The sequence below is a fragment of the Pseudomonas lundensis genome (genome assembly GCF_001042985.1).
Lineage (GTDB): Bacteria > Pseudomonadota > Gammaproteobacteria > Pseudomonadales > Pseudomonadaceae > Aquipseudomonas > Aquipseudomonas lundensis.
This window is the reverse complement of the sequence record NZ_JYKY01000009.1, coordinates 64,117-86,677: the sequence shown is the minus strand read 5'-3', so window position 1 is coordinate 86,677 and position 22,561 is coordinate 64,117. Positions and strand designations below refer to the sequence as shown.

Below are 22,561 nucleotides of genomic sequence, written 5' to 3'. Positions count from 1 at the left end.
TCGTCATGCGAACGTGCCGCCGTGCTGTAACTATTCTGACTCTCAGCCTCATGCCGCTTGCGGTTTGGGCTGCGGTTCCTGTGGTCGATGACAACTCTGGCTATAACAATAGCGGGGGGAGTTATCCGTCAACGGGTTACGGTGCGAGCGGCGCCTATGCCGGGGGAGGGGTTTCGGCCCCTGTCTCGGCACAGGGCGAGCTGTTCAACCAGTTGCAACAAATGCAGGAACAGATTGCACGCCAACAGGGTGTGATTGAAGTTCTGCAAAATGATATCTCGCGCATGAAGCAAGAAAGCCTGGAGCGATACCAGGATCTTGATCGGCGTATTGGTGCTGGCATTGCTCCTGCTGCCACGCCTGATAATTCGTCATCGGGTGGCAGCAATACCGCCGCCAGTAATACGGCCGCGCCTGCACCTCAGGCCGCCGCCAGTTCCGAGCCGGGTGATCCTGCGAAAGAAAAGCTCTATTACGATGCTGCTTTCGACTTGATCAAGGCCAAAGATTTCGACAAGGCCAGTCAGGCTTTCACTGCCTTTTTGCGCAAATACCCTAACAGTCAGTACGCCGGTAACGCGCAGTACTGGCTGGGTGAGGTGAATTTGGCGAAAGGGGATTTGCAGGCTGCAGGCCAGGCATTTGCCAAAGTCAGCCAGCTTTATCCCAAGCATGGGAAGGTGCCTGACTCTTTGTACAAGTTGGCTGATGTAGAGCGCCGTCTTGGCCATGCCGATAAGGTTAAAGGCATCCTGCAGCAAGTGGTGTCTCAATATCCGGGCACGTCGGCAGCGCAATTGGCGCAGCGCGATTTGCAGCGCATGTAAGCTCTCAAACGCTTTCATCGAGAAACCCGCGCCTGTCGCGGGTTTTTTCGTTAGAATCCACGCCCTTTTATGAAATACGCTCTTCTGAATACTGCGTTGGCAGATTCTTTGGAGTGCCTGACGGAGGCGGACAGCCTGTTTAGCTGTTACGCCCGTGGCGGATATGCAAGACACATTGAGAATTACCGAAGTTTTTTACTCGTTGCAGGGTGAAACGCGAACGGCTGGCTTGCCGACCGTTTTTGTTCGCCTTACCGGTTGCCCGTTGCGCTGTGGTTATTGCGACAGCGCTTACGCATTCAGTGGCGGCACTGTGAGACCTCTTGAGGACATACTCGAGCAGGTGGCAAGTTATCGTCCGCGTTACGTCTGTGTTACGGGGGGGGAGCCGCTGGCGCAGCCCAACGCAATTCCTTTACTGACGCAGCTCTGTGATGCCGGGTATGAAGTCTCCATCGAGACCAGTGGCGCCTTGGATATTTCGGCAGTTGATCCACGCGTCAGTCGCGTGCTTGATTTGAAAACCCCTGGCTCTAAAGAATCCCATCGTAACCTCTACGAAAATATCGCGTTGCTGACATCCAATGATCAGGTCAAGTTTGTGATCTGTTCGCGTGATGACTACGACTGGGCTGTTTCGAAGTTGATCGAGTATGGATTGGAGCGGCGAGCGGGCGAGGTGCTGTTTTCGCCAAGCCATCATGATTTGTCGGCCCGTGACCTGGCCGACTGGATCGTAGCGGACAACTTGCCTGTGCGTTTGCAAATGCAGTTGCACAAATACTTATGGAATGATGAGCCGGGGCGCTGAAATGACGGAACAATCGGTTGTAAGAGAGAAAAGAGCGGTCATTCTGTTGTCGGGTGGCCTGGATTCGGCGACCGTTGTCGCCATGGCTCGCGCCGAGGGCTACAGCTGCTACACGATGAGCTTTGATTATGGCCAGCGCCATCGTGCGGAACTTGATGCCGCAGCGCGTGTTGCCCGTGATCTGGGGGGCATTGACCACAAGGTCATTGGCCTGAACCTGGACGGCATCGGAGGGTCGGCGCTGACCGACAGCTCGATTGACGTGCCTGAGGCGCCAAGTGAGGGCATTCCCGTCACCTATGTCCCTGCGCGCAATACGGTGTTCCTGTCGTTGGCATTGGGCTGGGCCGAGGTACTGGACGCCCAAGATATTTTTATCGGCGTGAACGCTGTGGACTATTCAGGCTATCCGGATTGCCGTCCCGAGTTTGTCGAGGCTTTTGAAGTCATGGCCAACCTTGCCACCAAGGCGGGTGTCGAAGGTAAGCCTTTCAGCATCAAGGCACCTTTGCAAAACTTGAGCAAGGCACAGATTGTTCAGGCGGGCATACAGTTAGGCGTCGACTATTCGCTGACTGTTTCGTGCTATCAGGCCGATGACCAGGGCCGTGCATGCGGTAAGTGCGACAGCTGTCGCTTGCGTGCAGATGGCTTTGCAGCCGCCGGAATCAAAGACCCAACCCGTTATTTTTGATTTATTTCATATTTATTTTTAATCGGGTGTTGAATTCTCGTTAAAAATCAGTATTATACGTCCCACAACGAAGCGGGTCGTTAGCTCAGTTGGTAGAGCAGTTGGCTTTTAACCAATTGGTCGTAGGTTCGAATCCCACACGACCCACCATATCGCTACACCAAAACAGCCGGTCAGTACCTTAGGGTCTACCGGCTTTTTTGTGTCTTTAATTTGCCTGGAATGGACATACCTGCAACGGGTCGACGCCATCCAGTCGCGTCGTCCCGTTGGCGCTTGACGGCGAATTTAGCTAGTGCTGCATCCGCCTTGCTGGGCGCTGGCAATCAACGCTTCGCTGAGCACTTGGGCGGGCGCCACTTGCACGCTTTGGGTATAAAAAGGCGGCAGCGTTTGCGCCAATTCCGAAACGGCCTGTGCGGTGGTTGAGGCGGGCAACAGTACGTATTGAAAGTTCGAGGGGTAGCTCTGCGGTACGGGGCCTTCCATCGTTGATCCGTACGCCCCCAGTGTCATCACGGCCTGTGGTGTTGCGGGATCTGGGGCGTAAAGAAAGACGAATGTTCCGTATTTGGGGTGCGTCAGATATTGCTCGGCTTCGGCGCGCACTTCCGGTGACGGGTCATTCATGAGTTTCCAGCGCAGAACGGCGTAACCGCGCGTGGTCTCCATAAATGTCGTGCGGATGGGGGATTGTTTTTCACTCCCGCCCAAGCAGGTCAGCAAATTACCAAATGGATCAAGCAGCGCAACCGCGTTGAAGGCGCCGCCGTTGAGCTGGGCCTGTTGTGCAACGGCAATCAATGGGGCGCTCAGCTCGGCGCCAGGGTTGCGCGGGCTGGGTGAGACCGTTGTGAGTGCTTGGTCGCTCAATGCTGTTAGCGCTTGTCGTACGGGGCTGTTGGCAGGGAGGTCGACGGGGTTTTTCAAGTGTGCCGGCTCGATGCCGCTGTTATTGCTGGACTCTCTGACGGTGTTCACGCTGGCTTCAAAAATGGATGACGTCAGGCAATACAACAACGAATCAATCGTCTGCCCGGCAAAGACTGGCGTGGTGCTGCCTGTAAAAGCACGGCTGAAGGGTGGTGCGACAGCGTAATAAGCCCAGCTTTTTTGCGCTTGTTCGCGTATGGGGAGGGGCAGAGTGGGGAAATCAAACGCGCTGTTGTAATTAATGCCCGCATAGGTGTCGATTGCGCTGACGGCAACATTGAACCCCGCGGTGAGTAAAGAGCCTGCGCACATGGCGCACGGGTCGAGCGTTGTAACGATCGTGAGCTGCTGCGCAGGTGGCAGTTTGAGTGCGGCGGCGTTTTCGTAATACCAGTCCACCAGTTGCCGTTCGCCATGGGCGGTAGGGTCGTGCGGTAGAAACCGGGTTGTGCCAGAGGCTGGCGGGTAGGGCATCAATACGTTGTTATGCATGGCTGCGATGATTTTTTTTGTGGCGTTATCAATGATGGCTCCGCCGACAGCAAAGGTTTTTTGATACGCCGCGTTGACTGACTCCGATGCCGCGACACCGACGGCTTCCTGCGCATTCGTGACTGTGGTCATGGCTTCAACTCCTGTTGGGTTGGATGCTGGCACGCTATTTCAAGTGCTGGGAAAACTCAGCATAGCCGCTCACTCTGAGTCGGCAAACCCAATGGTCTATGCTCACGCTTCGTTCCTCGGCTGAACCATTTGCAGTGATGTACAGCCCAAGTTCCGTGCATACCCGCTATTTACAGGAGGCTTACGATGAGCAAGAAAATGTTGGTGGTTTTGACCAGTGTCGAAAAATACCCGAACCTGCCGCGTGCCACGGGTTTATGGCTGGGGGAGGCGGTGCATTTCGTACAGAAGGTTGAGGCTGCAGGCTACACAGTAGACTTCGTCAGCCCTCAAGGTGGTTACACACCGATCGACCCTCACAGTTTGGCCAAGGACATGGCAGCTGATATTGACTGGCAGTGGTATCACGATAAGTCGTTCATGAATCGCCTTGGCGCAACGCTCAAGCCAAGCGATATCAAGCCTGAAGACTACTGCGCTATTTACTTTGCAGGGGGCCACGGGGTCATCTGGGATTTCCCGGACAACGTTGAGCTGCAAACCATCAGCCGCGAGATTTATGAGTCGGGTGGAGTCGTGTCCTCGGTATGTCACGGGGCGGTCGGGCTGCTGAATATCATGCTCAGCGACGGCAAACTGCTGATTGAGGGGAAAAAACTCACGGGTTTCTCCAATGAAGAAGAGCAATTGGCCGGTTTGGCCGAAGTCGTGCCGTATTTGACCGAGACCGAGCTGGTCAAGCGTGGGGCCAAGTATGAGAAGGCGAGCCAGCCGTGGGCGGCTTATGCCGTTGCAGATGGGCGTTTGATTACGGGCCAGAACCCTGCGTCAGGTGGCGCTGTGGCTGAGCTTGTGCTTAAAGCGTTGAGCCAGTGAGTTAAGTTCTGCGGCCGATGCCTGGTGGCCTGCCAGTCATCGGCAGATTTGCCCTTGTGGCCCTGCAACACATCCCCTGCAAGACCTCCCCTGAAACATTAAACTTTTGAATCGCAAGCATATTCTGTAGCCTTGGCGAGCTGAATAGATGGTCCGTGCCTGATAACACACACTCTCCCGGCGGGACTCGACGGTCCGGAGCCGGAGGTACACTCGACTTTCGCGCAGTAGCGCCTGCAGGTCTTGCGAACATGACGCATATTTCCGAACGACTTCTGGTTCAAGCCCACCTTGATGCCAAGCAGCCTAAAGCCCTGACCCTGGAAGAAGAGGCTGCATTGCGTGCCGCCATTGCTGCCGAGCTCAAGGCACAGGATGCGGTTCTGGTGGCTCATTTTTATTGCGATCCCGTGATTCAGGCGCTCGCCGAAGAAACAGGCGGTTGCGTTTCCGACTCGCTGGAAATGGCCCGTTTCGGTGCCGCGCATCCCGCAAAAACGGTACTGGTCGCCGGTGTTCGTTTCATGGGTGAAACGGCCAAAATCCTCACCCCTGAAAAGCGTGTGCTGATGCCGACGCTGGAAGCCACCTGCTCGCTGGACCTGGGTTGCCCGGTCGAAGCGTTTTCTGCGTTCTGTGACAAACACCCTGAGCGCACTGTGGTGGTTTACGCCAACACGTCAGCTGCGGTTAAAGCCCGTGCAGACTGGGTGGTGACATCAAGCTGTGCGCTGGAAATCGTCGAAAGCCTGATGGATAACGGCGAAACGATCATCTGGGGGCCTGACAAGCATCTTGGGCGCTATATCCAGCGCCAGACCGGGGCCGACATGTTGCTCTGGGATGGGGCGTGCATTGTCCATGAAGAGTTCAAGTCCAAGCAGCTCGAAGACATGAAGGCGCTGTACCCGGATGCGGCGATTCTGGTTCACCCTGAATCGCCCGAGTCGGTGATTGATCTGGCCGACGCAGTAGGCTCCACCAGTCAACTGATTGCCGCCGCGCAGAACCTGCCCAACAAGACCTTCATCGTGGCCACCGACCGCGGCATTTTTTACAAAATGCAGCAGCTGTGTCCTGACAAAGTCTTTATTGAAGCGCCAACGGCAGGCAATGGCGCGGCGTGCCGCAGCTGCGCCCATTGCCCGTGGATGGCAATGAATACGCTGGAACGTACGCTGGAATGTCTACAGAAGGGATCGAACGAGATCTTTGTCGATCCGGCGCTGGTGCCGCAAGCGGTTCGCCCGCTCAAACGCATGTTGGACTTCACTCAAGCGGCCCGTTTGAAGCTGGCGGGCAACGCCTGAGTGTCGCTCTTGGGCGTAGGCACTGAAGGCGGTAGCTCATTCTCGTGAAGCTGCCGCCTTCAGGTGTGCTCTCAATTCATCATGTCTTTGATAGACCGCTCTTCATCCAGCAAATCACGTTGCCGAGCATCAATGCGCGATAGCAGCTGGAAGTTATTGGTCAGTTTTTTCGCCAGGTCCAGCTGTTGCAGGGCCTGACGGTAATCACCCACCAGTGCAAAGTACTCCGCCCGCGCCTGATGCAAGCCGATGATATTGCCCGAAAGGCCGCGGGTTTCAGCCACCGAGTACCAGACATCCGGGTCGTTCGGTCGACTCTTGAGCAAGGCTTCCAGTGCTTTATCTGCTTCGCCTGCTCTGTTCTGTTTAAGCAACAGATCGACACGCGCCTGATTGAGCGGGTAATTGCCCGGATACAGCGTACGCATCCGTTCGACCCGCTTTTGCGCATCGTCCAGTTGATTGCTGGCCATGTCGAGTTCGATCTGCGCCAGGTTGTACGTGATGTCGTTGGGCGATTTGTCGAGCAGCCGTTTCAGGTTGTCCCGAGCGTCCTTGAATTGACTGCCCTTGATCTGCGCGATGGCCAAACCGTAGCGGGCCACGTCGTTGTTCGGATTTTCATCGAGTTGGACCCGGAAACGCTTGGCGGCAAGTCCGGGTGTTTCTTCGTAGTTGAGTTGCACCCTTGCACGAATCAATTGATAGCGCAGGCTGTCCTCGGCGCCGCCGGGGCGGGCTTGTTCAGCACGGTTGCGGGTGTCTGCAATACGCGATTCGGTCACCGGGTGAGTCAGTAAAAATTCCGGTGGTTTGGCATCGAACCGGTATTGGCGCATCAGGCGCTCGAACATCGTCGGCATGGAGCGCGGGTCGTAACCGGCTTTCTCCAGATTAAGGATGCCAATGCGGTCTGCTTCCTGCTCGTTTTGCCGGGAGAAGCGTCGCTGCTCCTGAAATGCTGCGGCCTGAGTGCCCGCAATAGCGGCAATCCCGGCATCACCCGCCCCCGAGGCGGCGATGACGATGCCCGCCAGCAAGGCGGCCATCATGGGCAATTGCATGCGTTGTTGCGCTTCGACCCCGCGTGCGAAGTGCCGCTGCGACAAGTGGGCCAATTCGTGCGCCAGCACCGAGGCATACTCACCTTCGGTCTGCGCGTTGAGAAACAGGCCACCGTTCACGCCGATGATTCCCCCGGGCGCGGCAAAGGCGTTGAGCTGGGGGCTGTTGATTAATATGAATTCAAGGCGCCGGTCCTGAACCTGGCTGGTTTCGACCAATTTATAGACGCTGGTTTCAACGTAGTCCTTGAGCTGCGGATCGTTAAGCTGCGAGACCTGGCCGCGCAACATGCTTAGCCAGGCGCGACCCAGTTTGTACTCTTGTTGAGGCGAAACAATGGAGGAGCTGGCATCACCCAACGACGGCAAATCGTCGGCGAAAAGCGGTGATGCGAGCAGGCAAGCGAGCGTCAACAGGGTTGGGCGCAGAAAATTCATGCACGAAGCTCTAGTCGATAAAGGGCTTACTGTAGCTGCACAGTGGGCTGGCGACCAGAGGCGGGTCAGCCTGGGGTATTCTAGTGCGCTACAAAATGCCTGAGGACGGGTAAATGACTGATGTGTTGGAACATGATTCGCTGCTGGACGCCAGCGGTCTGAATTGCCCGTTGCCGTTGCTCAAGGCGAAGATGGTACTCAATCAGATGAGCTCGGGTGCCGTGCTGAAGGTGATTGCGACTGATGCGGGCTCCCAGCGCGACTTCCGCACATTCGCGCGCCTGGCGGGGCATGAACTGCTCGGCGAGCAAGAGGATTCGGGCGTCTATCGTTATTGGTTGCGCAAGGCCTGACGCCCGGGCGACACCTTTTAAAAGGAATCTTGATGTTCAACGTGTTGCGTAACTGGATACAACGCTACTTTTCCGATGAGGAAGCGGTGGTGCTGGCCGTGTTGCTGGTGCTGGCGTTCACAGTGGTCTTGACCTTGGGCGGCATGCTGGCGCCTGTGCTGGCGGGCATGGTCCTGGCGTACCTCATGCAGGGGCTGGTGGTGGCGCTGGAGCGCTTGCGCTTGCCTGGAGCGGTGGCTGTAGGGCTGGTGTTTGCGCTGTTCATGGGCCTGTTATTGCTGTTTATCGTGGTAGTGGTGCCGCTGCTGTGGCACCAATTGATCACGCTGTTCAATGAGCTGCCGGGCATGCTCGTCAAGTGGCAGTCGTTGCTGTTGTTGCTGCCTGAACGCTACCCGCATCTGGTCTCGGATGAGCAAGTGTTGCAGGCCATCGAGGTGGCGCGGGGGGAGATTGGCAAAGTGGGGCAATTGGCGTTGACCCTCTCGCTGTCCAGTCTGCCGCTGTTGGTCAACATCATGATCTATTTGGTACTGGTGCCGATTCTGGTGTTCTTCTTTCTCAAGGACCGGGCCATGATCGGCCGCTGGGTGCGCAGCTACTTGCCTCGCCAGCGTGCGCTGATTACCCGCGTGGCGCATGACATGAACCGTCAGATTGCCAACTACATTCGTGGCAAAGTCATCGAGATCATCATCTGCGGAGGCGTCACCTACATTGCGTTTGTCGTCATGGATCTCAATTACGCGGCATTGCTGGCCTTATTGGTGGGTGTGTCGGTGGTGGTGCCCTACGTAGGAGCGGTGGTCGTGACTGTGCCGGTGTGCCTGATTGCCTTGTTCCAGTGGGGCTGGAGCGACCAGTTTATTTACCTGATGGCGGTCTATGGAATCATTCAGACACTGGATGGCAACGTACTGGTGCCGTTGCTGTTTTCAGAAGCGGTGAGTTTGCACCCGGTGGCGATCATTTGCGCGGTGCTGTTGTTCGGTGGCTTGTGGGGCTTCTGGGGTGTGTTTTTCGCCATCCCGCTGGCCACGCTGTTCAAGGCGGTGCTGGATGCCTGGCCGCGCAAGCAGCAGGTTGTGGCGCCACTCCTATAGCCTGTCATTGCGGCGGGCATGAAAAAGCCCCGGCTCTTGCGAGTCGGGGCTTTTTCGTTACAGCGTCAGCTTACGCTTGAATAACCGGGATGTTGGCATTGGCTGCCGCTTCACGGAATTCAGCGATCTGATCAAAGCTCAGGTAGCGGTAAACGTCCGCCGCCATGGTGTTGATCTCAGCTGCGTACGCCATGTATTCCTCAACGGAAGGCAGGCGGCCCAGGATAGAGGCCACCGACGCCAGCTCGGCCGAAGCCAGGTATACGTTGGCGCCGTCACCCAGACGGTTCGGGAAGTTACGGGTTGAAGTCGACACCACGGTGGCGTTCGGCTCAACACGTGCCTGGTTACCCATGCACAGCGAGCAACCTGGCATTTCCATGCGCGCGCCGGCTTTGCCGTAGATGCCGTAGTAGCCTTCTTCAGTCAGCTGGTGAGCGTCCATTTTGGTCGGCGGCGACAGCCACAGACGGGTTGGCAACTGACCTTTGACCTTGTCGAGCAACTTGCCCGCTGCGCGGAAGTGGCCGATGTTGGTCATGCACGAACCGATGAATACTTCGTCGATTTTCTCGCCGGCAACGCTGGACAGCAGACGGGCGTCATCCGGGTCGTTCGGGGCGCACAGCACTGGCTCGTTGATGTCAGCCAGGTCGATTTCGATGATGTGCGCGTATTCGGCGTCAGCATCGGCTTCCATCAATTGCGGGTTGGCAATCCAGGCTTCCATCGCTTGAGCGCGACGCTCAAGGGTGCGTGCATCGCCGTAACCTTCACCGATCATCCAGCGCAGCAGGGTGATGTTGGATTTCAGGTATTCGGTGATCGACTCTTTGGATAGTTTGATCGTGCAGCCAGCAGCCGAACGTTCTGCCGACGCGTCGGACAGTTCGAACGCTTGCTCGATGCTCAAGTTGTCCAGGCCTTCGATTTCCAGGATACGACCCGAGAACTCGTTGATCTTGCCCTTTTTCTCTACGGTCAGCAGGCCTTGTTGGATTGCCACGTAAGGAATGGCGTGAACCAGGTCGCGCAAGGTAATGCCAGGTTGCATTTTGCCTTTGAAGCGAACCAGAACCGATTCCGGCATGTCCAGTGGCATGACGCCAGTCGCGGCAGCAAATGCCACCAGACCCGAACCGGCCGGGAACGAAATGCCCATTGGGAAGCGGGTGTGGGAGTCGCCACCGGTGCCGACGGTGTCAGGCAGCAGCATGCGGTTCAACCAGCTGTGGATGATGCCGTCGCCCGGACGCAGGGAAACGCCGCCACGGGTCATGATGAAGTCAGGCAGGGTGTGGTGGGTGGTCACGTCGATCGGCTTTGGATACGCCGCGGTGTGGCAGAACGACTGCATCACCAGATCCGCCGAGAAGCCCAGGCACGCCAGGTCTTTCAGTTCGTCACGGGTCATTGGACCGGTGGTGTCCTGAGAACCCACGGTGGTCATTTTCGGCTCGCAGTAAGTGCCCGGACGAACACCGGTTACGCCGCAGGCTTTACCGACCATTTTCTGCGCCAGGGTGAAACCCTTGGTGCTTTCAATAGGCGCTTCAGGCTTTTTGAACAGGTCAGACGGACCCATGCCCAGTTCGGCGCGTGCCTTTTCAGTCAGGCCGCGACCGATGATCAGCGGAATACGGCCGCCAGCGCGGACTTCATCCAGCAGAACCGGGGTTTTCAGTTCAAAGGTGGTGATGACTTCGTCGGTACCGTGCTTGCAGACTTTGCCAGCGTGCGGGTACAGGTCGATCACGTCGCCCATGTTGATGTTGCTGACGTCAAACTCGATAGGCAGTGCGCCCGCGTCTTCCATGGTGTTGTAGAAGATCGGAGCAATTTTGCTGCCGAAGCAGAAACCACCGGCGCGCTTGTTCGGCACGTAAGGCACGTCGTCGCCGAAGAACCACAGTACCGAGTTGGTAGCCGATTTACGTGATGAACCCGTACCGACAACGTCACCGACGTAGGCGATAGGGAAGCCCTGGCCGCGCATTTCTTCGATTTGCTTCATCGGGCCGATGGAGCCCTGGACGTCTGGCACGATGCCGTCGCGGGCCATTTTCAACATGGCCAGCGCGTGCAGCGGGATGTCAGGACGTGACCAGGCATCTGGGGCAGGCGACAGGTCGTCGGTGTTGGTTTCGCCGGTCACCTTGAATACGCGCAGGCTGATTTTGTCTGCCAGGGTAGGGCGGTTTTTGAACCACTCGCCGTCCGCCCAGGATTGCACCACCGCTTTGGCGTGGGCATTACCGTTCTTGGCTTTTTCAGCAACGTCGTGGAAGGCGTCAAACATCAACAGGGTGTGCTTGAGCTGCTCGGCAGCCACCGGAGCCAGCTCTGCGTCGTCCAGCAGGTCAACCAGCGTGACGATGTTGTAGCCGCCTTGCATGGTGCCAAGCAGTTCAACAGCGCGCTTTTTGCTGATCAGGGGGGAGATGGCTTCACCTTTCGCGAGGGCAGCGAGGAAGCCGGCTTTTACGTAGGCCGCTTCATCAACACCCGGTGGAATGCGGTTGGTGATCAGGTCAACGAGGAATTCTTCTTCGCCAGCAGGCGGGTTTTTCAGCAGCTCAACCAGGCCTGCAGTTTGTTCGGCGTTAAGCGGCTGGGGAACGATACCCAGTGCTGCGCGCTCTTCGATATGTTTGCGGTAGGCTTCAAGCACAGTTATTACCCTCATCATTGGTCCCAAATGGGTGTCCGGGACGCTCATCCAGGAATGCAAGGCACTCATGCGCTGCGGGGCTTTATGAGCCGCTTAGCCAGAGTTGCAGAGATTCCCAACAGAAGCTGTTTTCAAAGTTTTACGCCTTGGGAACGGAGGGGTGGTGCACGTTGGTGCGGGCAGTTGCCTGGCAAGTACCCATCACCAACACCGTTCTTCAGGATCAACTGTGCTCGTGACGCTTTGAAAACAGCTTCTAACGGACATTGGCGCCTTAAAAGGCAGGCCGATTCTACGGGAAAAACTTGGTAAAGGTAAGTTAACCCCTGAAGGTTGAGGGGTGATCTGCGTTAGACAAAGGGCTAACATGCCCGCCTGTTTCGCTCTGCAGTGCTCTATTTCGCCATGCCCAACCAAACCATCAAGACTCCATGTATCGGCCTGTGTTCGACGGTTTACGGCGACCTGGTGTGCCGTGGATGCAAGCGTTTCCATCATGAAGTGATCCACTGGAACGGTTACAACGACGACGAGAAGCGCGCAGTGTGGATGCGTCTGGAGCAGTTGCTCGTGCAGGTGATGGCGGGCAAGGTTGAAGTGTTTGACCCTCAAAAGCTGCGTGGCCAGTTGCTGGCGCGGCAAATCCGGTTTGTCCCCCATCAGTCCGAATATTGCTGGGCCTACCAGCTGATTGCCCGCGGGGCGCGGGTGATCAATCAGCTGGAAGCGTACGGAATGGTGCTGTTGCCTGAGTTTCGCGACTGGAATTTGCCCGAGCTGCGAGACGCCATTGATCGGGAATTTTTCCTGCTGTCCGAAGCCCACTATCAGCGCTACATCGCCCCCAGTTTCTTGAAAGATGCACTGGGCAACTGATTAGCAGGTCAATGTTTGGATGCCAGTTTTTCCAGGTGACGGGTCATTTCTTCTGGCTTGAGCACCAAGATGTCACTTTTGAGTTTGTCGATGACAACTTCTGCGGTGTTACCGATCAGCGCCCCCGAAAACCCGGTGCGCGCCACTGTGCCCATGACGGTCACGGCAGCGTGTAGCTCGTCGGCAACCCGCGGAATAATCACATCGGCCGGGCCTTCCTCGACATGCAGGCGGCTGCCGTCAATGTCGTACTGTTTCTGGAACCCTTCGCACGCCTTGCGATAAATCGCCTCGTATTCCGTTTCAATCGGGTAGGCGGCTTCAACGGCGGCCAGCATGGGAGCCGGGTAGGCGCTGACCACATGCAGCTTGCCTTTAACCAGGCTGGCGATTTCAAAACCGGCGTCAACAATGCTCTTGTGCAGTTCCATGTGGTCGGCATCGTCATTACCCACGTCCACCGCGGTCAGCACGACACCGTTGTCCCAGTCCGCTGCATGTTTAGCCAGCAACACCGGAGCCGGGCAGTAGCGCAACAGTTTCCAGTCTTCGGGCGTGAGCAAGAGTTTTTTCAGGGGGTTGTCAGGAATGTGCTGCTTGATCACCAGGCCGCAATTCTCAGCCTGCTGCGCCCGGATAATGGTCTGGTGCTTGCTCTCATGCCAGGACCGTTCGCTGCTGGCAGTAACGCCTTCGGCCCTTAACGCGTTCTCAAGGACGCTGAGCAATGCGGCGTGTTTGTCCTCTTTGTCGCAAATCAAGAGGTGCAGGGCGGCCTTGGTCTTTTCGGCGATTTGTTTGGCGCGCTTGAGGGCAAGGCTTTCCATTAACTCGGGTTCGATCACCACCAGCAGCTTGTTGATCTTTTGCATGGTCGAGGCTCCATGGAGGATTAAGTGCAACCACTATAGTTGCTCGCGGGTTGCCCGCGCGTTGATGCATATCAACCCGCCAGGCTGGTGCTGTGCCGTGGGCCCCGTATAATCGGCGGCTTTGTCACTCCAGTCTGTGTGAGCCTCATGCCTGTCACTTCTCTGCCTACTGCCGACTCGTCGCGCACCCTTCTTATTTCGGGAGCGTTCGCGTGATTCTTCCTGAAATTCACGAGTTTCTTGGTTGCCGAACGCCCGATGGCTGGATCGCGGCAGCGCTGGCCGATCAGGAAACCCTGCTCATCGATCATAAAAACTGCGAGTTCAAGGCTGCCAGCACGGCGCTGAGCCTGATCGCCAAATATCACTCCCATGTTGACCTGATCAACATGATGTCGCGTCTGGCCCGCGAAGAGTTGGTGCACCACGAGCAGGTCATGCGTTTGATGAAAAAGCGCAAGATCGAACTTCGCCAGTTGTCTGCAGGCCGCTACGCCTCAGGCTTGCGCAAAGTAGTACGCAACCACGAGCCCGTGAAGCTGGTAGACACGCTGGTGGTAGGGGCGTTTATCGAGGCGCGCAGTTGTGAGCGTTTCGAGGCGCTGGTGCCGCACCTGGACGAAGAGCTGGGCACGTTTTATTTCGGTTTGCTGAAAAGCGAAGCGCGGCATTTCCAGGGCTATTTGAAATTGGCCTATCAATACGGCGACGCCAAGGACATTGCTCAGGTCATTGAGCGCGTTCGCGACGCCGAGCAAGCACTCATCGAAAGCCCTGACGTTGAGTTTCGCTTCCACAGCGGCGTGCCTGCTCAGGCGTAGCCTTCAGCTGGCGCAGGCATCCCTTGCGTCAGCCCCTGTTTTTTTATCAAACAGCTCATTGCTACGAGTGGCGGACCCACCCCCGTCGGTCAGACGCCATTGGCATGAATAGATAGCTGGCTATTTATCGCCTTGACATTAGCTGCCTAGACAGTAATATTTTGAAACATTACTGCTTAAGCAGCTTCCTGGTGGCCGATGAAGCACTTTTCCCCCGATAACTTCCAAAATTGCACCCTGGGTTTGCTCTTGGGTCGTGCGGCGTTGCTCAAGGACCGCATTATTGATACGCACATGGAGCCGTATGGCATCACGGCTGCGCAGTTCAAAGTGCTGATCATCATGGCGCAGTTCGAGGTGGACACCCCGGCCGAGCTGTGTCGACACTTGTGCATCGACAGCGGTTCGATGACCCGCATGCTCGACCGTCTTGAGCAAAAAAATCTGTTGGTGCGTCAGCGCTCCGAGGCCGACAGGCGTCAGGTGCGGTTAGTGCTTACAGAGGAGGGGCAAGGGCTGGCCGATCAACTCCCGACCATCGGTGCCGCTGCCATGAACCAGTTGGCTGGCGCGATAACCCCGCAAGAACTGCTAAGTCTTGAACATATCCTGAAAAAAATACTGCTCGCCGCCGGTGACACGATCACGGTGCAGCGCCTGGGTGGAAAATGAGCGACAAAACCTTGCGTACGGGCTTGAGCCTGGTATTTGCGTCAATGGTGTTGGCTGGCTGTGCCAATTACCACGGGCTGAACCCCCAGGGCATCAGCCTTGATGCCCAACACTTGAAGGCCGGTCACTCCTTCAAAAACGTCAGCGTCACCCCCGCCGCCTGGCCCGAAAAGGAATGGTGGACGCGGTTGGGCGATCAGCAACTTAACAGCCTGGTTGCGCAGGCCTTGCGTGACAGCCCGGACATGCAAGTGGCCAGCGCCCGCACCCATCAAGCCACGGCTGCTGCCCGTTCAGCGAACGCGGCGCGGATGCCCACGCTGGATGCGAACGGGGATGTCACGCGCTCGCGCCTGTCTCGATCACACGATCCAAGCGGGCAGGGTGGACGTTACAGCACCGAGCGTGACCTTAATCTGACCTTCAATTACACCTTTGACTTGTGGGGCGGTCAGCGCGCTGCGTGGGAAGCCGCATTGGGCGAAGCCCGTGCAGCTGAAGTGGACGGCCAGGCCGCGCGTCTTACGCTGGCGGGCGATGTGGCGCGTGCCTACAGCAATTTGGGACATGCCTTCCAAGTGCGAGATCTGTCGCAAGAGGATCTGCAACGCACGCGAAAAATGCTGGACCTGAGCAAACGTCGTTTGGCTTCAGGCATCGACAGCCATTATCAGTTTCAACAAACCGAAAGCCTTGAGGCCAGCGCTCAAGAGCAACTGATTGACGCCGAGAAACAGCTCAATTCGGCGCGTATAGCGCTCGCGGTATTGCTTGGCAAGGGGCCGGATCGGGGTCAGGAAATCACCCGGCCCGATAGGTTGGCTCCGGGCGCCGTGGCATTGCCCAGTACATTGCCTGCGGACTTGCTGGGGCGTCGGCCGGACGTGGTCGCGGCGCGCTGGCGCGTGGAAGCGGCGAGTAAAAACATTGCTGCGGCCAAGACCCGCTTCTACCCCAACCTGAATTTAACGGCCGCAGCGGGTACTCAGTCGTTGCTAGGGGATGCGTTGTTCGGGTCGGCAAGCCGCTTCTTCAATATTGCGCCAGCGTTGACGCTGCCGATTTTTGATGGCGGGCGTTTGCGCGCCGGGCTGGATGCGGAGGACGCCAATTACGATCTGGCGGTGGCGCAATACAACAAAACAGTCGTGGGCGCCCTTGGCGAAGTCAGCGATACCCTCGGGCAATTGGGGGCCACGGGCCGTCAGATTACGGCTCAACAGCGTGCCGCCGATATCGCGCAGGACTCCTACGACACGGTGTTGCAGCGTTATGGTTCGGGGGTCGGTAACTACCTGGACGTGCTCAGCATTGAACAGCAACTGCTTCAGGCTCAGCGCCAATTGGCTGATTTGAACGCGCAACAGATCGATCTCTCGATTCAATTGATGCAGGCCTTGGGCGGCGGCTTCGAGCCCGCTCACACGGCGTTGGCCGTTCCCTCCCAAGCCTCGCTGGCAGAATAATTTCAGGTAATGGTCATGGCCTCTGTGCAAACACCGAATGAAACGCAACACAACGAAAACGCGGGTGGCTCGCGTAAACGCAAACTCTGGCTGGGTGCCCTCGCGCTGCTGGTCGTGCTCGGTATCGTAGGCGTTTGGGCCTGGCACGAACTGTACGGCCGCTGGAGTGAAAGCACTGACGACGCTTACGTCAATGGCAACGTGGTTGAAATCACGCCACTGGTGACAGGTACGGTGGTGAGCATTGGCGCCGATGATGGCGATCTGGTTCACGAAGGTCAGGTATTGCTCAATTTTGACCCGAGCGATGCGCAAGTCGGGCTGCAAAGTGCTGAAGCCAATCTGGCGCGTACGGTGCGTCAGGTGCGTGGTTTGTTCAGCAATGTGAACGGCATGAAGGCTCAAGTGGTTGCGCAAAAATCCGAGGTGCAAAAGGCTCAGGACAACTACAGCCGTCGTAAGAGTCTGGCAGCGGGCGGCGCCATTTCGCAGGAGGAGCTGTCCCATGCGCGGGACGATCTGGCATCGGCACAAAGTGCCTTGCGCAATGCCGAACAACAGTTAAATACCACCACGGCATTGGTGGATAACACCGCCGTCGCTAGCCATCCCGATGTACTCGCGGCCGCCGCGCAATTGCGTCAGGCGTACCTGGAGCATGCGCGCACCACCCTGATTGCCCCAGTGACCGGTTATGTGGCGAAACGCACGGTTCAGCTGGGTCAGCGTGTCCAGCCGGGCACGGCGCTGATGGCCGTTATCCCGCTGAATCAGTTATGGATTGATGCCAACTTCAAGGAAACCCAGCTGCATAACATGCGTATCGGCCAGCCGGTTGAGATCGAATCGGACATTTACGGCAGCGATGTGAAATACAGCGGCTCCATCGACAGTATCGGCGCCGGTACAGGCAGCGCGTTTGCGTTGTTGCCAGCGCAAAACGCGACTGGCAACTGGATCAAAATTGTCCAGCGGGTACCGGTTCGTATTCATATCAATGCCGACCAATTGGCGCAGCACCCGTTGCGGGTGGGTTTGTCGACCGTGGTGGAGGTGAACTTGCATGACCAGAGTGGCCCGGTGCTGGCGCAACAGCCACCGCAAAAAGCCACCTTCACGACCAATGTGTATGAAAAACAATTGGCCGATGCTGAAGCCTTGATCGCGCGCCTGATTGACCGTAACAGTGCCGCCTTGAGCAATGCCGCCGCTGCGCGTTGATTCGCCAATCCACTGACCCCGTCGCTACGGCGGGGTTGCGCTCTCTGTTTTAAAGGATTTGCGATGAGTACAAACGCGTCTTTTACGCCGCCCAGCCTGCTGCTTGCCACCATTGGCCTGTCGTTGGCCACTTTTATGCAAGTGCTCGATACCACCATTGCCAACGTCGCGCTGCCCACCATTTCCGGCAACTTGGGGGTCAGTTCGGAGCAGGGGACGTGGGTCATCACTTCTTTTGCTGTCAGCAACGCGATTGCATTGCCATTGACCGGCTGGCTGAGCCGCCGCTTCGGTGAAGTGAAGCTGTTTTTATGGGCGACGATTTTGTTCGTGCTGGCTTCATTTTTGTGCGGAATTTCCACGTCGATGCCTGAACTGGTGGGCTTTCGGGTCCTGCAGGGCTTGGTCGCGGGGCCTTTGTACCCGATGACTCAGACCCTGTTGATTGCTGTGTATCCACCCGCAAAACGGGGGATGGCATTGGCATTGCTGGCGATGGTCACGGTGGTGGCGCCCATTGCCGGGCCGATTTTGGGTGGCTGGATTACGGACAGTTACAGTTGGCCATGGATTTTCTTCATTAATATTCCGATCGGAATATTCGCGGTCATGGTCGTGCGCCAGCAGTTGAAAGCGCGCCCCGTGGTTATCACCCGCCAGCCCATGGACTATGTGGGGTTGATCACGCTGATCATCGGGGTGGGCGCCCTGCAAATTGTGCTCGATAAAGGCAATGATCTGGACTGGTTCGAATCCAGCTTCATCCTGATGGGTACCGCGCTGTCAGTGGTTGCACTGGCGGCCTTCGTCATTTGGGAAATGACTGACAAACACCCGATCGTCAACCTGCGCCTGTTCGCCCATCGCAACTTCCGTATCGGAACGCTGGTACTGGTATTGGGGTATGCCGGCTTCTTCGGTATCAACTTGATTCTGCCGCAATGGCTGCAAACCCAAATGGGTTACACGGCCACTTGGGCCGGTCTGGCCGTTGCACCTATCGGCATCTTGCCGGTGGTGATGTCTCCGTTCGTGGGCAAGTACGCGCATAAATTTGACCTGCGACTGTTGGCGGGGCTGGCCTTCCTGGCGATTGGCCTGAGCTGCTTTATGCGCGCCGAATTCACCAATGAAGTGGATTTCCAGCACATCGCAATGGTGCAACTGTTTATGGGGATTGGCGTGGCGCTGTTCTTTATGCCGACGTTGAGCATTTTGATGTCGGATTTGCCCCCACATCAAATTGCCGACGGGGCCGGGCTGGCTACATTCTTGCGTACATTGGGCGGCAGTTTCGCGGCCTCATTGACCACGTGGATCTGGATTCGCCGGGCGGATCAGCATCATGCCTACATGAGTGAAAGCATCAGTACGTACGATCCAATTACCCGGCATACCCTCGAAAATCTGGGGGGTGCCAGTACCAAGGCCTACGCTCAGATGGATCAAATCCTGACCAGCCAGGCGTACATGCTGTCGACCGTGGATTACTTCACGATGATGGGCTGGATGTTCATGGGCTTGATTTTGATCGTATGGCTGGCCAAACCACCCTTTGCTGCCAAGGCGGGGCCAGCGGCCAGCGGGCATTGAGACACTTTTAGCAGGGATGAGGCGGGGATAGCCGAAGGCCGCGACGTACTGGGTCTTGGCCTTTGGCGACGCCGGTCAGTGCTCTGTCGGCGTGGCTCGGGCGGTTCAGGGGTGCGTGGCAGCTGGCAGTGTCAGCTGAAAATCGAACGGCGTCAGTTGCATGCCTTGCTCATCCACTTGCAACACCCAGCCTTGACGGTCCCAGTCGCCGAGCACAATCCGCTTGGCGGCCTGCTCACCAATCTGCAATTTATGAATAGCCGGTCGATGTGTGTGGCCGTGGATCAAGGTGTGGACGCCGAACTGCGTCATGATCCGCGGAACCTCTTCAGGGGTCACGTCGACAATGTCGTTGGCTTTCATGCGGGTCTGGGCGCGGCTTTCGCTGCGCAATTTACGCGCGAGTGTGTGGCGGGTGCTTACTGGCAAGTGACGCAACACCCACAGTGTTACCGGGTTGCGCAGGTAGCGTCGTAAGCGCATGTAGGCTTCGTCGCGGGTACACAGACTGTCGCCGTGCATCAGGAGCACGGGTTCGCCGTAAAAGTCCACGACGCTTGGGTCTTTCAGCAGGGTGCAGCCGGCCGCTTTACAAAAGGCCCGGCCCAATAAAAAGTCACGGTTGCCGTGCATGAGAAACACATCAGTACCGCCATCGCTCAGGGCGCGCAGTGCGTCACAGATCGAGCGCTGGTAGGGCGTCATTGCATCGTCGCCGATCCAGGCTTCAAAAAAGTCGCCCAAGATGTACAGCGCCTGAGCCGAGCGCGCGCGCCCGGTCAGGAAATTCAGAAACGCCCGGGTAATGTCCGGGCGCTCCTTTTCCAGATGCAAATCTGAAATCAGCAGTATCACTCAACGATCTCGGCTTTCTCGATGATCACGTCGTCTGCAGGTACATCCTGGTGGCCAGCTTTGGAAGTGGTTGCGACAGCTTTGATCTTGTCGACAATGTCCTGACCTTCAACGACTTCGCCAAACACTGCGTAGCCCCAGCCCTGAACGGTCTTGCCGCTGTGGTTCAGGAAGCTGTTGTCAGCCACGTTGATGAAGAATTGAGCAGAAGCAGAATGCGGCTCCATGGTGCGGGCCATGGCTACCGAATACTTCTTGTTCGGCAGGCCGTTGTCGGCTTCGTTCTGGATGCTTGGACGCTTGTCTTTCTTTTCTTTCATGCCCGGCTCAAAACCGCCGCCCTGGATCATGAAGTTGCCGATGACACGGTGAAAAACGGTGTTTTCGTAGTGGCCGGCTTTTACGTATTCGATGAAGTTGGCAACCGTGATCGGCGCTTTTTCAGCGTTCAGTTGGAGCACGATGTCGCCGTGGTTGGTGGTCAGTTTTACTTTTGACATGGTGTTATCGCTCTATCAGAGAATTCGTCGGGCCCGGAGGCGGTATGGGTCGCCCCAACCCCTGAGCTGGCTGGGTAGAAACAGCCGCGGGGCGGAGTTTAGCGTGCTCGCGCGGCATTTCGATGCGGTTTTTACGATATGGGTACTAAAAGCGGCGATTTCAAATGCTTTGATTGAGCGCCTGCTCTGTCAGTGGCTTGACAGCATCGGCTATGATAGACGCTTTGATTTAGTCGGCCGACCAGGCCGCGCACTCGTTATGTTCAAGGATCCTATGAGCAAGCCCACTGTCGACCCCACTCTGAATCCAAAGGCTGGCCCAGCTGTCCCGGCCAATTTCCTGCGTCCAATCGTTCAGGCTGACCTTGACTCGGGTAAATGCAAACAGATCGTGACCCGTTTCCCGCCCGAGCCCAACGGTTACCTGCACATTGGTCACGCCAAATCGATTTGCGTGAACTTCGGGCTGGCTGAAGAGTTTGGTGGTGTCACGCATTTGCGTTTTGACGACACCAACCCGGCCAAGGAAGACCAGGAATACATTGACGCCATTGAAAGCGATGTCAAATGGCTGGGCTTTCAATGGTCCGGCGAAGTGCGCTATGCCTCTCAGTATTTCGACCAGTTGCACGAGTGGGCGGTTTACCTCATTAAAGAGGGCAAGGCCTACGTCTGCGACTTGACGCCTGAACAGGCCAAAGAGTACCGCGGCAGCCTGACCGAGCCTGGCAAAAACAGCCCGTTTCGTGACCGCGGCGTAGAGGAAAACCTCGACCTGTTTGCGCGCATGAAGGCGGGTGAGTTCGAAGATGGCAAGCGTGTGTTGCGTGCCAAAATTGACATGGCCTCGCCGAACATGAACCTGCGCGACCCGATTCTGTATCGCATTCGCCATGCTCATCACCATCAGACGGGCGATAAGTGGTGCATCTACCCCAACTATGACTTCACCCATGGGCAGTCTGACGCCATCGAAGGGATTACTCATTCGATCTGCACCCTCGAATTTGAAGGTCACCGTCCTCTGTATGAGTGGTTCCTCGACAATCTGCCGGTGCCGAGCAAGCCTCGTCAGTACGAGTTCTCGCGCCTGAATCTGAACTACACCATCACCAGCAAGCGCAAGCTCAAGCAGTTGGTTGATGAGAAGCACGTCAACGGTTGGGACGACCCGCGCATGTCCACGCTGTCGGGATTCCGCCGTCGTGGTTATACCCCCAAGTCGATCCGTAACTTCTGCGACATGGTCGGCACCAACCGTTCCGACGGTGTAGTCGATTTCGGCATGCTGGAGTTCAGCATCCGCGACGATCTGGATCGAAGCGCGCCGCGTGCCATGTGCGTCTTGCGTCCGTTGAAGGTTGTGATCACCAACTACCCGGAAGGTCAGGTTGAAAACCTTGAGCTGCCTTGCCATCCAAAAGAAGACATGGGTGTGCGCGTACTGCCGTTCGCGCGCGAAATCTATATCGACCGGGATGACTTCATGGAAGAGCCGCCAAAAGGTTACAAGCGGCTTGAGCCTGCGGGCGAAGTGCGGCTGCGTGGCAGTTATGTCATTCGCGCGGATGAAGCAATCAAGGATGCCGAGGGCAATATCGTCGAGTTGCGTTGTTCCTACGATCCGGAAACCTTGGGTAAAAACCCGGAAGGTCGCAAGGTCAAAGGTGTTGTGCACTGGGTGCCGGCTGCAGCCAGCGTTGAATGTGAAGTGCGTCTTTATGATCGTCTGTTCCGTTCGCCGAATCCTGAAAAGGCTGAAGACGGTGCGGGTTTCCTCGAAAACATAAACCCTGGCTCGCTGCAGGTCCTGACCGGTTGTCGTGCTGAACCATCTTTGGGGAATGCACAGCCTGAAGACCGTTTCCAGTTCGAGCGCGAAGGTTACTTCTGCGCGGATATCAAGGACTCGAAACCGGGTCGTCCGGTATTCAACCGCACCGTGACCCTGCGCGATTCTTGGGGTCAGTGAGTCAGTTTT

The 22,561-nt window shown here is 57.0% G+C and carries 20 protein-coding genes and 1 tRNA gene; 15 read left to right on the top strand and 6 right to left on the bottom strand.

Going from position 1 to position 22,561, the window contains the following annotated elements:
- The first annotated feature begins 5 nt into the window (after positions 1-5).
- From ybgF to TU74_RS09690, 4 genes are all read left to right on the top strand, one after another.
- Positions 6-827, top strand: coding sequence for a tol-pal system protein YbgF (gene ybgF, locus TU74_RS09705; protein ID WP_047281010.1), 822 nt, complete (start codon positions 6-8; stop codon positions 825-827).
- A gap of 163 nt (positions 828-990) precedes the next feature.
- Entirely contained in the window at positions 991-1,638 is a 648-nt protein-coding gene (queE, locus tag TU74_RS09700) for a 7-carboxy-7-deazaguanine synthase QueE (RefSeq protein WP_047276706.1), read from the top strand.
- A gap of 1 nt (position 1,639) precedes the next feature.
- On the top strand, positions 1,640-2,332 hold the full coding sequence (gene queC / locus TU74_RS09695; protein WP_048376313.1) for a 7-cyano-7-deazaguanine synthase QueC: 693 nt from the start codon (positions 1,640-1,642) through the stop codon (positions 2,330-2,332).
- 74 nt (positions 2,333-2,406) lie between these two features.
- Positions 2,407-2,482, top strand: a tRNA-Lys gene (locus TU74_RS09690).
- A 138-nt stretch (positions 2,483-2,620) separates the two neighbouring features.
- On the opposite strand, the gene TU74_RS09685 is transcribed toward TU74_RS09690, so the two are convergent.
- Positions 2,621-3,889, bottom strand: a complete 1,269-nt coding sequence (locus TU74_RS09685; protein WP_048376266.1) for a cytidine/deoxycytidylate deaminase family protein — start codon at positions 3,887-3,889, stop codon at positions 2,621-2,623.
- A gap of 186 nt (positions 3,890-4,075) precedes the next feature.
- On the opposite strand from TU74_RS09685, the gene TU74_RS09680 reads away from it, so the two are divergent.
- Both TU74_RS09680 and nadA read left to right on the top strand, forming a co-directional pair.
- Positions 4,076-4,765 carry a type 1 glutamine amidotransferase domain-containing protein gene (locus tag TU74_RS09680; protein WP_047276703.1) on the top strand — a complete coding sequence of 230 codons (690 nt, stop codon included), beginning with the start codon at positions 4,076-4,078 and terminating at the stop codon, positions 4,763-4,765.
- Between the two features lie 251 nt (positions 4,766-5,016).
- A complete protein-coding gene (gene nadA, locus TU74_RS09675) occupies positions 5,017-6,075 on the top strand; it encodes a quinolinate synthase NadA (RefSeq protein WP_047277983.1) in 1,059 nt (352 codons plus the stop codon).
- 71 nt (positions 6,076-6,146) lie between these two features.
- Here the strand turns inward: nadA and TU74_RS09670 are convergent, their stop codons facing one another.
- Positions 6,147-7,577 carry a M48 family metalloprotease gene (locus TU74_RS09670; protein ID WP_047276699.1) on the bottom strand — a complete coding sequence of 477 codons (1,431 nt, stop codon included), beginning with the start codon at positions 7,575-7,577 and terminating at the stop codon, positions 6,147-6,149.
- A 113-nt stretch (positions 7,578-7,690) separates the two neighbouring features.
- Here TU74_RS09670 and TU74_RS09665 point away from each other — a divergent pair, with 113 nt between their 5' ends.
- A complete protein-coding gene (locus TU74_RS09665; RefSeq protein WP_047276697.1) occupies positions 7,691-7,930 on the top strand; it encodes a sulfurtransferase TusA family protein in 240 nt (79 codons plus the stop codon).
- A gap of 32 nt (positions 7,931-7,962) precedes the next feature.
- Positions 7,963-9,033 carry an AI-2E family transporter gene (locus TU74_RS09660; protein ID WP_047277980.1) on the top strand — a complete coding sequence of 357 codons (1,071 nt, stop codon included), beginning with the start codon at positions 7,963-7,965 and terminating at the stop codon, positions 9,031-9,033.
- Between the two features lie 70 nt (positions 9,034-9,103).
- Here TU74_RS09660 and acnB read toward each other — a convergent pair whose 3' ends face one another.
- Positions 9,104-11,704 carry a bifunctional aconitate hydratase 2/2-methylisocitrate dehydratase gene (gene acnB, locus TU74_RS09655; protein ID WP_048376264.1) on the bottom strand — a complete coding sequence of 867 codons (2,601 nt, stop codon included), beginning with the start codon at positions 11,702-11,704 and terminating at the stop codon, positions 9,104-9,106.
- A 405-nt stretch (positions 11,705-12,109) separates the two neighbouring features.
- Between acnB and TU74_RS09650 the strand changes: the two genes are divergently transcribed.
- Positions 12,110-12,580: a DUF1289 domain-containing protein gene (locus TU74_RS09650; RefSeq protein WP_047276693.1), complete on the top strand. Its 471-nt coding sequence runs from the start codon at positions 12,110-12,112 to the stop codon at positions 12,578-12,580.
- Positions 12,581-12,588: 8 nt separating this feature from the next.
- Here TU74_RS09650 and TU74_RS09645 read toward each other — a convergent pair whose 3' ends face one another.
- Positions 12,589-13,452: a universal stress protein gene (locus TU74_RS09645; RefSeq protein ID WP_048376262.1), complete on the bottom strand. Its 864-nt coding sequence runs from the start codon at positions 13,450-13,452 to the stop codon at positions 12,589-12,591.
- A gap of 212 nt (positions 13,453-13,664) precedes the next feature.
- Here TU74_RS09645 and TU74_RS09640 point away from each other — a divergent pair, with 212 nt between their 5' ends.
- The 5 genes from TU74_RS09640 to TU74_RS09620 all read left to right on the top strand — a co-directional run bounded on the left by TU74_RS09640 (position 13,665) and on the right by TU74_RS09620 (position 19,225).
- The gene (locus tag TU74_RS09640) at positions 13,665-14,273 is read left to right on the top strand and encodes a MiaE family protein (protein WP_047276689.1); all 609 of its coding nucleotides are present in this window, start codon (positions 13,665-13,667) and stop codon (positions 14,271-14,273) included.
- Positions 14,274-14,471: 198 nt separating this feature from the next.
- Positions 14,472-14,945, top strand: a complete 474-nt coding sequence (locus tag TU74_RS09635) for a MarR family winged helix-turn-helix transcriptional regulator (protein WP_048376260.1) — start codon at positions 14,472-14,474, stop codon at positions 14,943-14,945.
- A complete protein-coding gene (locus TU74_RS09630; protein WP_048376258.1) occupies positions 14,942-16,411 on the top strand; it encodes an efflux transporter outer membrane subunit in 1,470 nt (489 codons plus the stop codon). Before TU74_RS09635 ends, TU74_RS09630 begins: the two co-directional genes overlap by 4 nt.
- Before the next feature lie 15 nt (positions 16,412-16,426).
- A complete protein-coding gene (locus TU74_RS09625; protein ID WP_048376256.1) occupies positions 16,427-17,632 on the top strand; it encodes an HlyD/EmrA/EmrK family protein in 1,206 nt (401 codons plus the stop codon).
- A 63-nt stretch (positions 17,633-17,695) separates the two neighbouring features.
- Entirely contained in the window at positions 17,696-19,225 is a 1,530-nt protein-coding gene (locus TU74_RS09620) for a DHA2 family efflux MFS transporter permease subunit (protein WP_047277971.1), read from the top strand.
- A 105-nt stretch (positions 19,226-19,330) separates the two neighbouring features.
- Here the strand turns inward: TU74_RS09620 and lpxH are convergent, their stop codons facing one another.
- Together lpxH and TU74_RS09610 are read right to left on the bottom strand one after the other, a co-directional pair.
- A complete protein-coding gene (gene lpxH / locus TU74_RS09615; RefSeq protein ID WP_048376253.1) occupies positions 19,331-20,080 on the bottom strand; it encodes a UDP-2,3-diacylglucosamine diphosphatase in 750 nt (249 codons plus the stop codon).
- On the bottom strand, positions 20,077-20,580 hold the full coding sequence (locus TU74_RS09610) for a peptidylprolyl isomerase (RefSeq protein ID WP_047276676.1): 504 nt from the start codon (positions 20,578-20,580) through the stop codon (positions 20,077-20,079). Before TU74_RS09610 ends, lpxH begins: the two co-directional genes overlap by 4 nt.
- Before the next feature lie 274 nt (positions 20,581-20,854).
- Here TU74_RS09610 and TU74_RS09605 point away from each other — a divergent pair, with 274 nt between their 5' ends.
- Entirely contained in the window at positions 20,855-22,552 is a 1,698-nt protein-coding gene (locus TU74_RS09605; protein ID WP_047276674.1) for a glutamine--tRNA ligase/YqeY domain fusion protein, read from the top strand.
- The last annotated feature ends 9 nt before the right edge of the window (positions 22,553-22,561 follow it).

Excerpts from the sequence above, each read along its gene's own strand:
- ybgF (WP_047281010.1), top strand. The coding sequence starts at position 6 with ATGCGAACGTGCCGCCGTGCTGTAACTATTCTGACTCTCAGCCTCATG.
- queE (WP_047276706.1), top strand. The coding sequence starts at position 991 with ATGCAAGACACATTGAGAATTACCGAAGTTTTTTACTCGTTGCAGGGT.
- queC (WP_048376313.1), top strand. The coding sequence starts at position 1,640 with ATGACGGAACAATCGGTTGTAAGAGAGAAAAGAGCGGTCATTCTGTTG.
- TU74_RS09685 (WP_048376266.1), bottom strand. The coding sequence starts at position 3,889 with ATGACCACAGTCACGAATGCGCAGGAAGCCGTCGGTGTCGCGGCATCG.
- TU74_RS09680 (WP_047276703.1), top strand. The coding sequence starts at position 4,076 with ATGAGCAAGAAAATGTTGGTGGTTTTGACCAGTGTCGAAAAATACCCG.
- nadA (WP_047277983.1), top strand. The coding sequence starts at position 5,017 with ATGACGCATATTTCCGAACGACTTCTGGTTCAAGCCCACCTTGATGCC.
- TU74_RS09670 (WP_047276699.1), bottom strand. The coding sequence starts at position 7,577 with ATGAATTTTCTGCGCCCAACCCTGTTGACGCTCGCTTGCCTGCTCGCA.
- TU74_RS09665 (WP_047276697.1), top strand. The coding sequence starts at position 7,691 with ATGACTGATGTGTTGGAACATGATTCGCTGCTGGACGCCAGCGGTCTG.
- TU74_RS09660 (WP_047277980.1), top strand. The coding sequence starts at position 7,963 with ATGTTCAACGTGTTGCGTAACTGGATACAACGCTACTTTTCCGATGAG.
- TU74_RS09650 (WP_047276693.1), top strand. The coding sequence starts at position 12,110 with ATGCCCAACCAAACCATCAAGACTCCATGTATCGGCCTGTGTTCGACG.
- TU74_RS09645 (WP_048376262.1), bottom strand. The coding sequence starts at position 13,452 with ATGCAAAAGATCAACAAGCTGCTGGTGGTGATCGAACCCGAGTTAATG.
- TU74_RS09635 (WP_048376260.1), top strand. The coding sequence starts at position 14,472 with ATGAAGCACTTTTCCCCCGATAACTTCCAAAATTGCACCCTGGGTTTG.
- TU74_RS09630 (WP_048376258.1), top strand. The coding sequence starts at position 14,942 with ATGAGCGACAAAACCTTGCGTACGGGCTTGAGCCTGGTATTTGCGTCA.
- TU74_RS09625 (WP_048376256.1), top strand. The coding sequence starts at position 16,427 with ATGGCCTCTGTGCAAACACCGAATGAAACGCAACACAACGAAAACGCG.
- TU74_RS09620 (WP_047277971.1), top strand. The coding sequence starts at position 17,696 with ATGAGTACAAACGCGTCTTTTACGCCGCCCAGCCTGCTGCTTGCCACC.
- TU74_RS09610 (WP_047276676.1), bottom strand. The coding sequence starts at position 20,580 with ATGTCAAAAGTAAAACTGACCACCAACCACGGCGACATCGTGCTCCAA.
- TU74_RS09605 (WP_047276674.1), top strand. The coding sequence starts at position 20,855 with ATGAGCAAGCCCACTGTCGACCCCACTCTGAATCCAAAGGCTGGCCCA.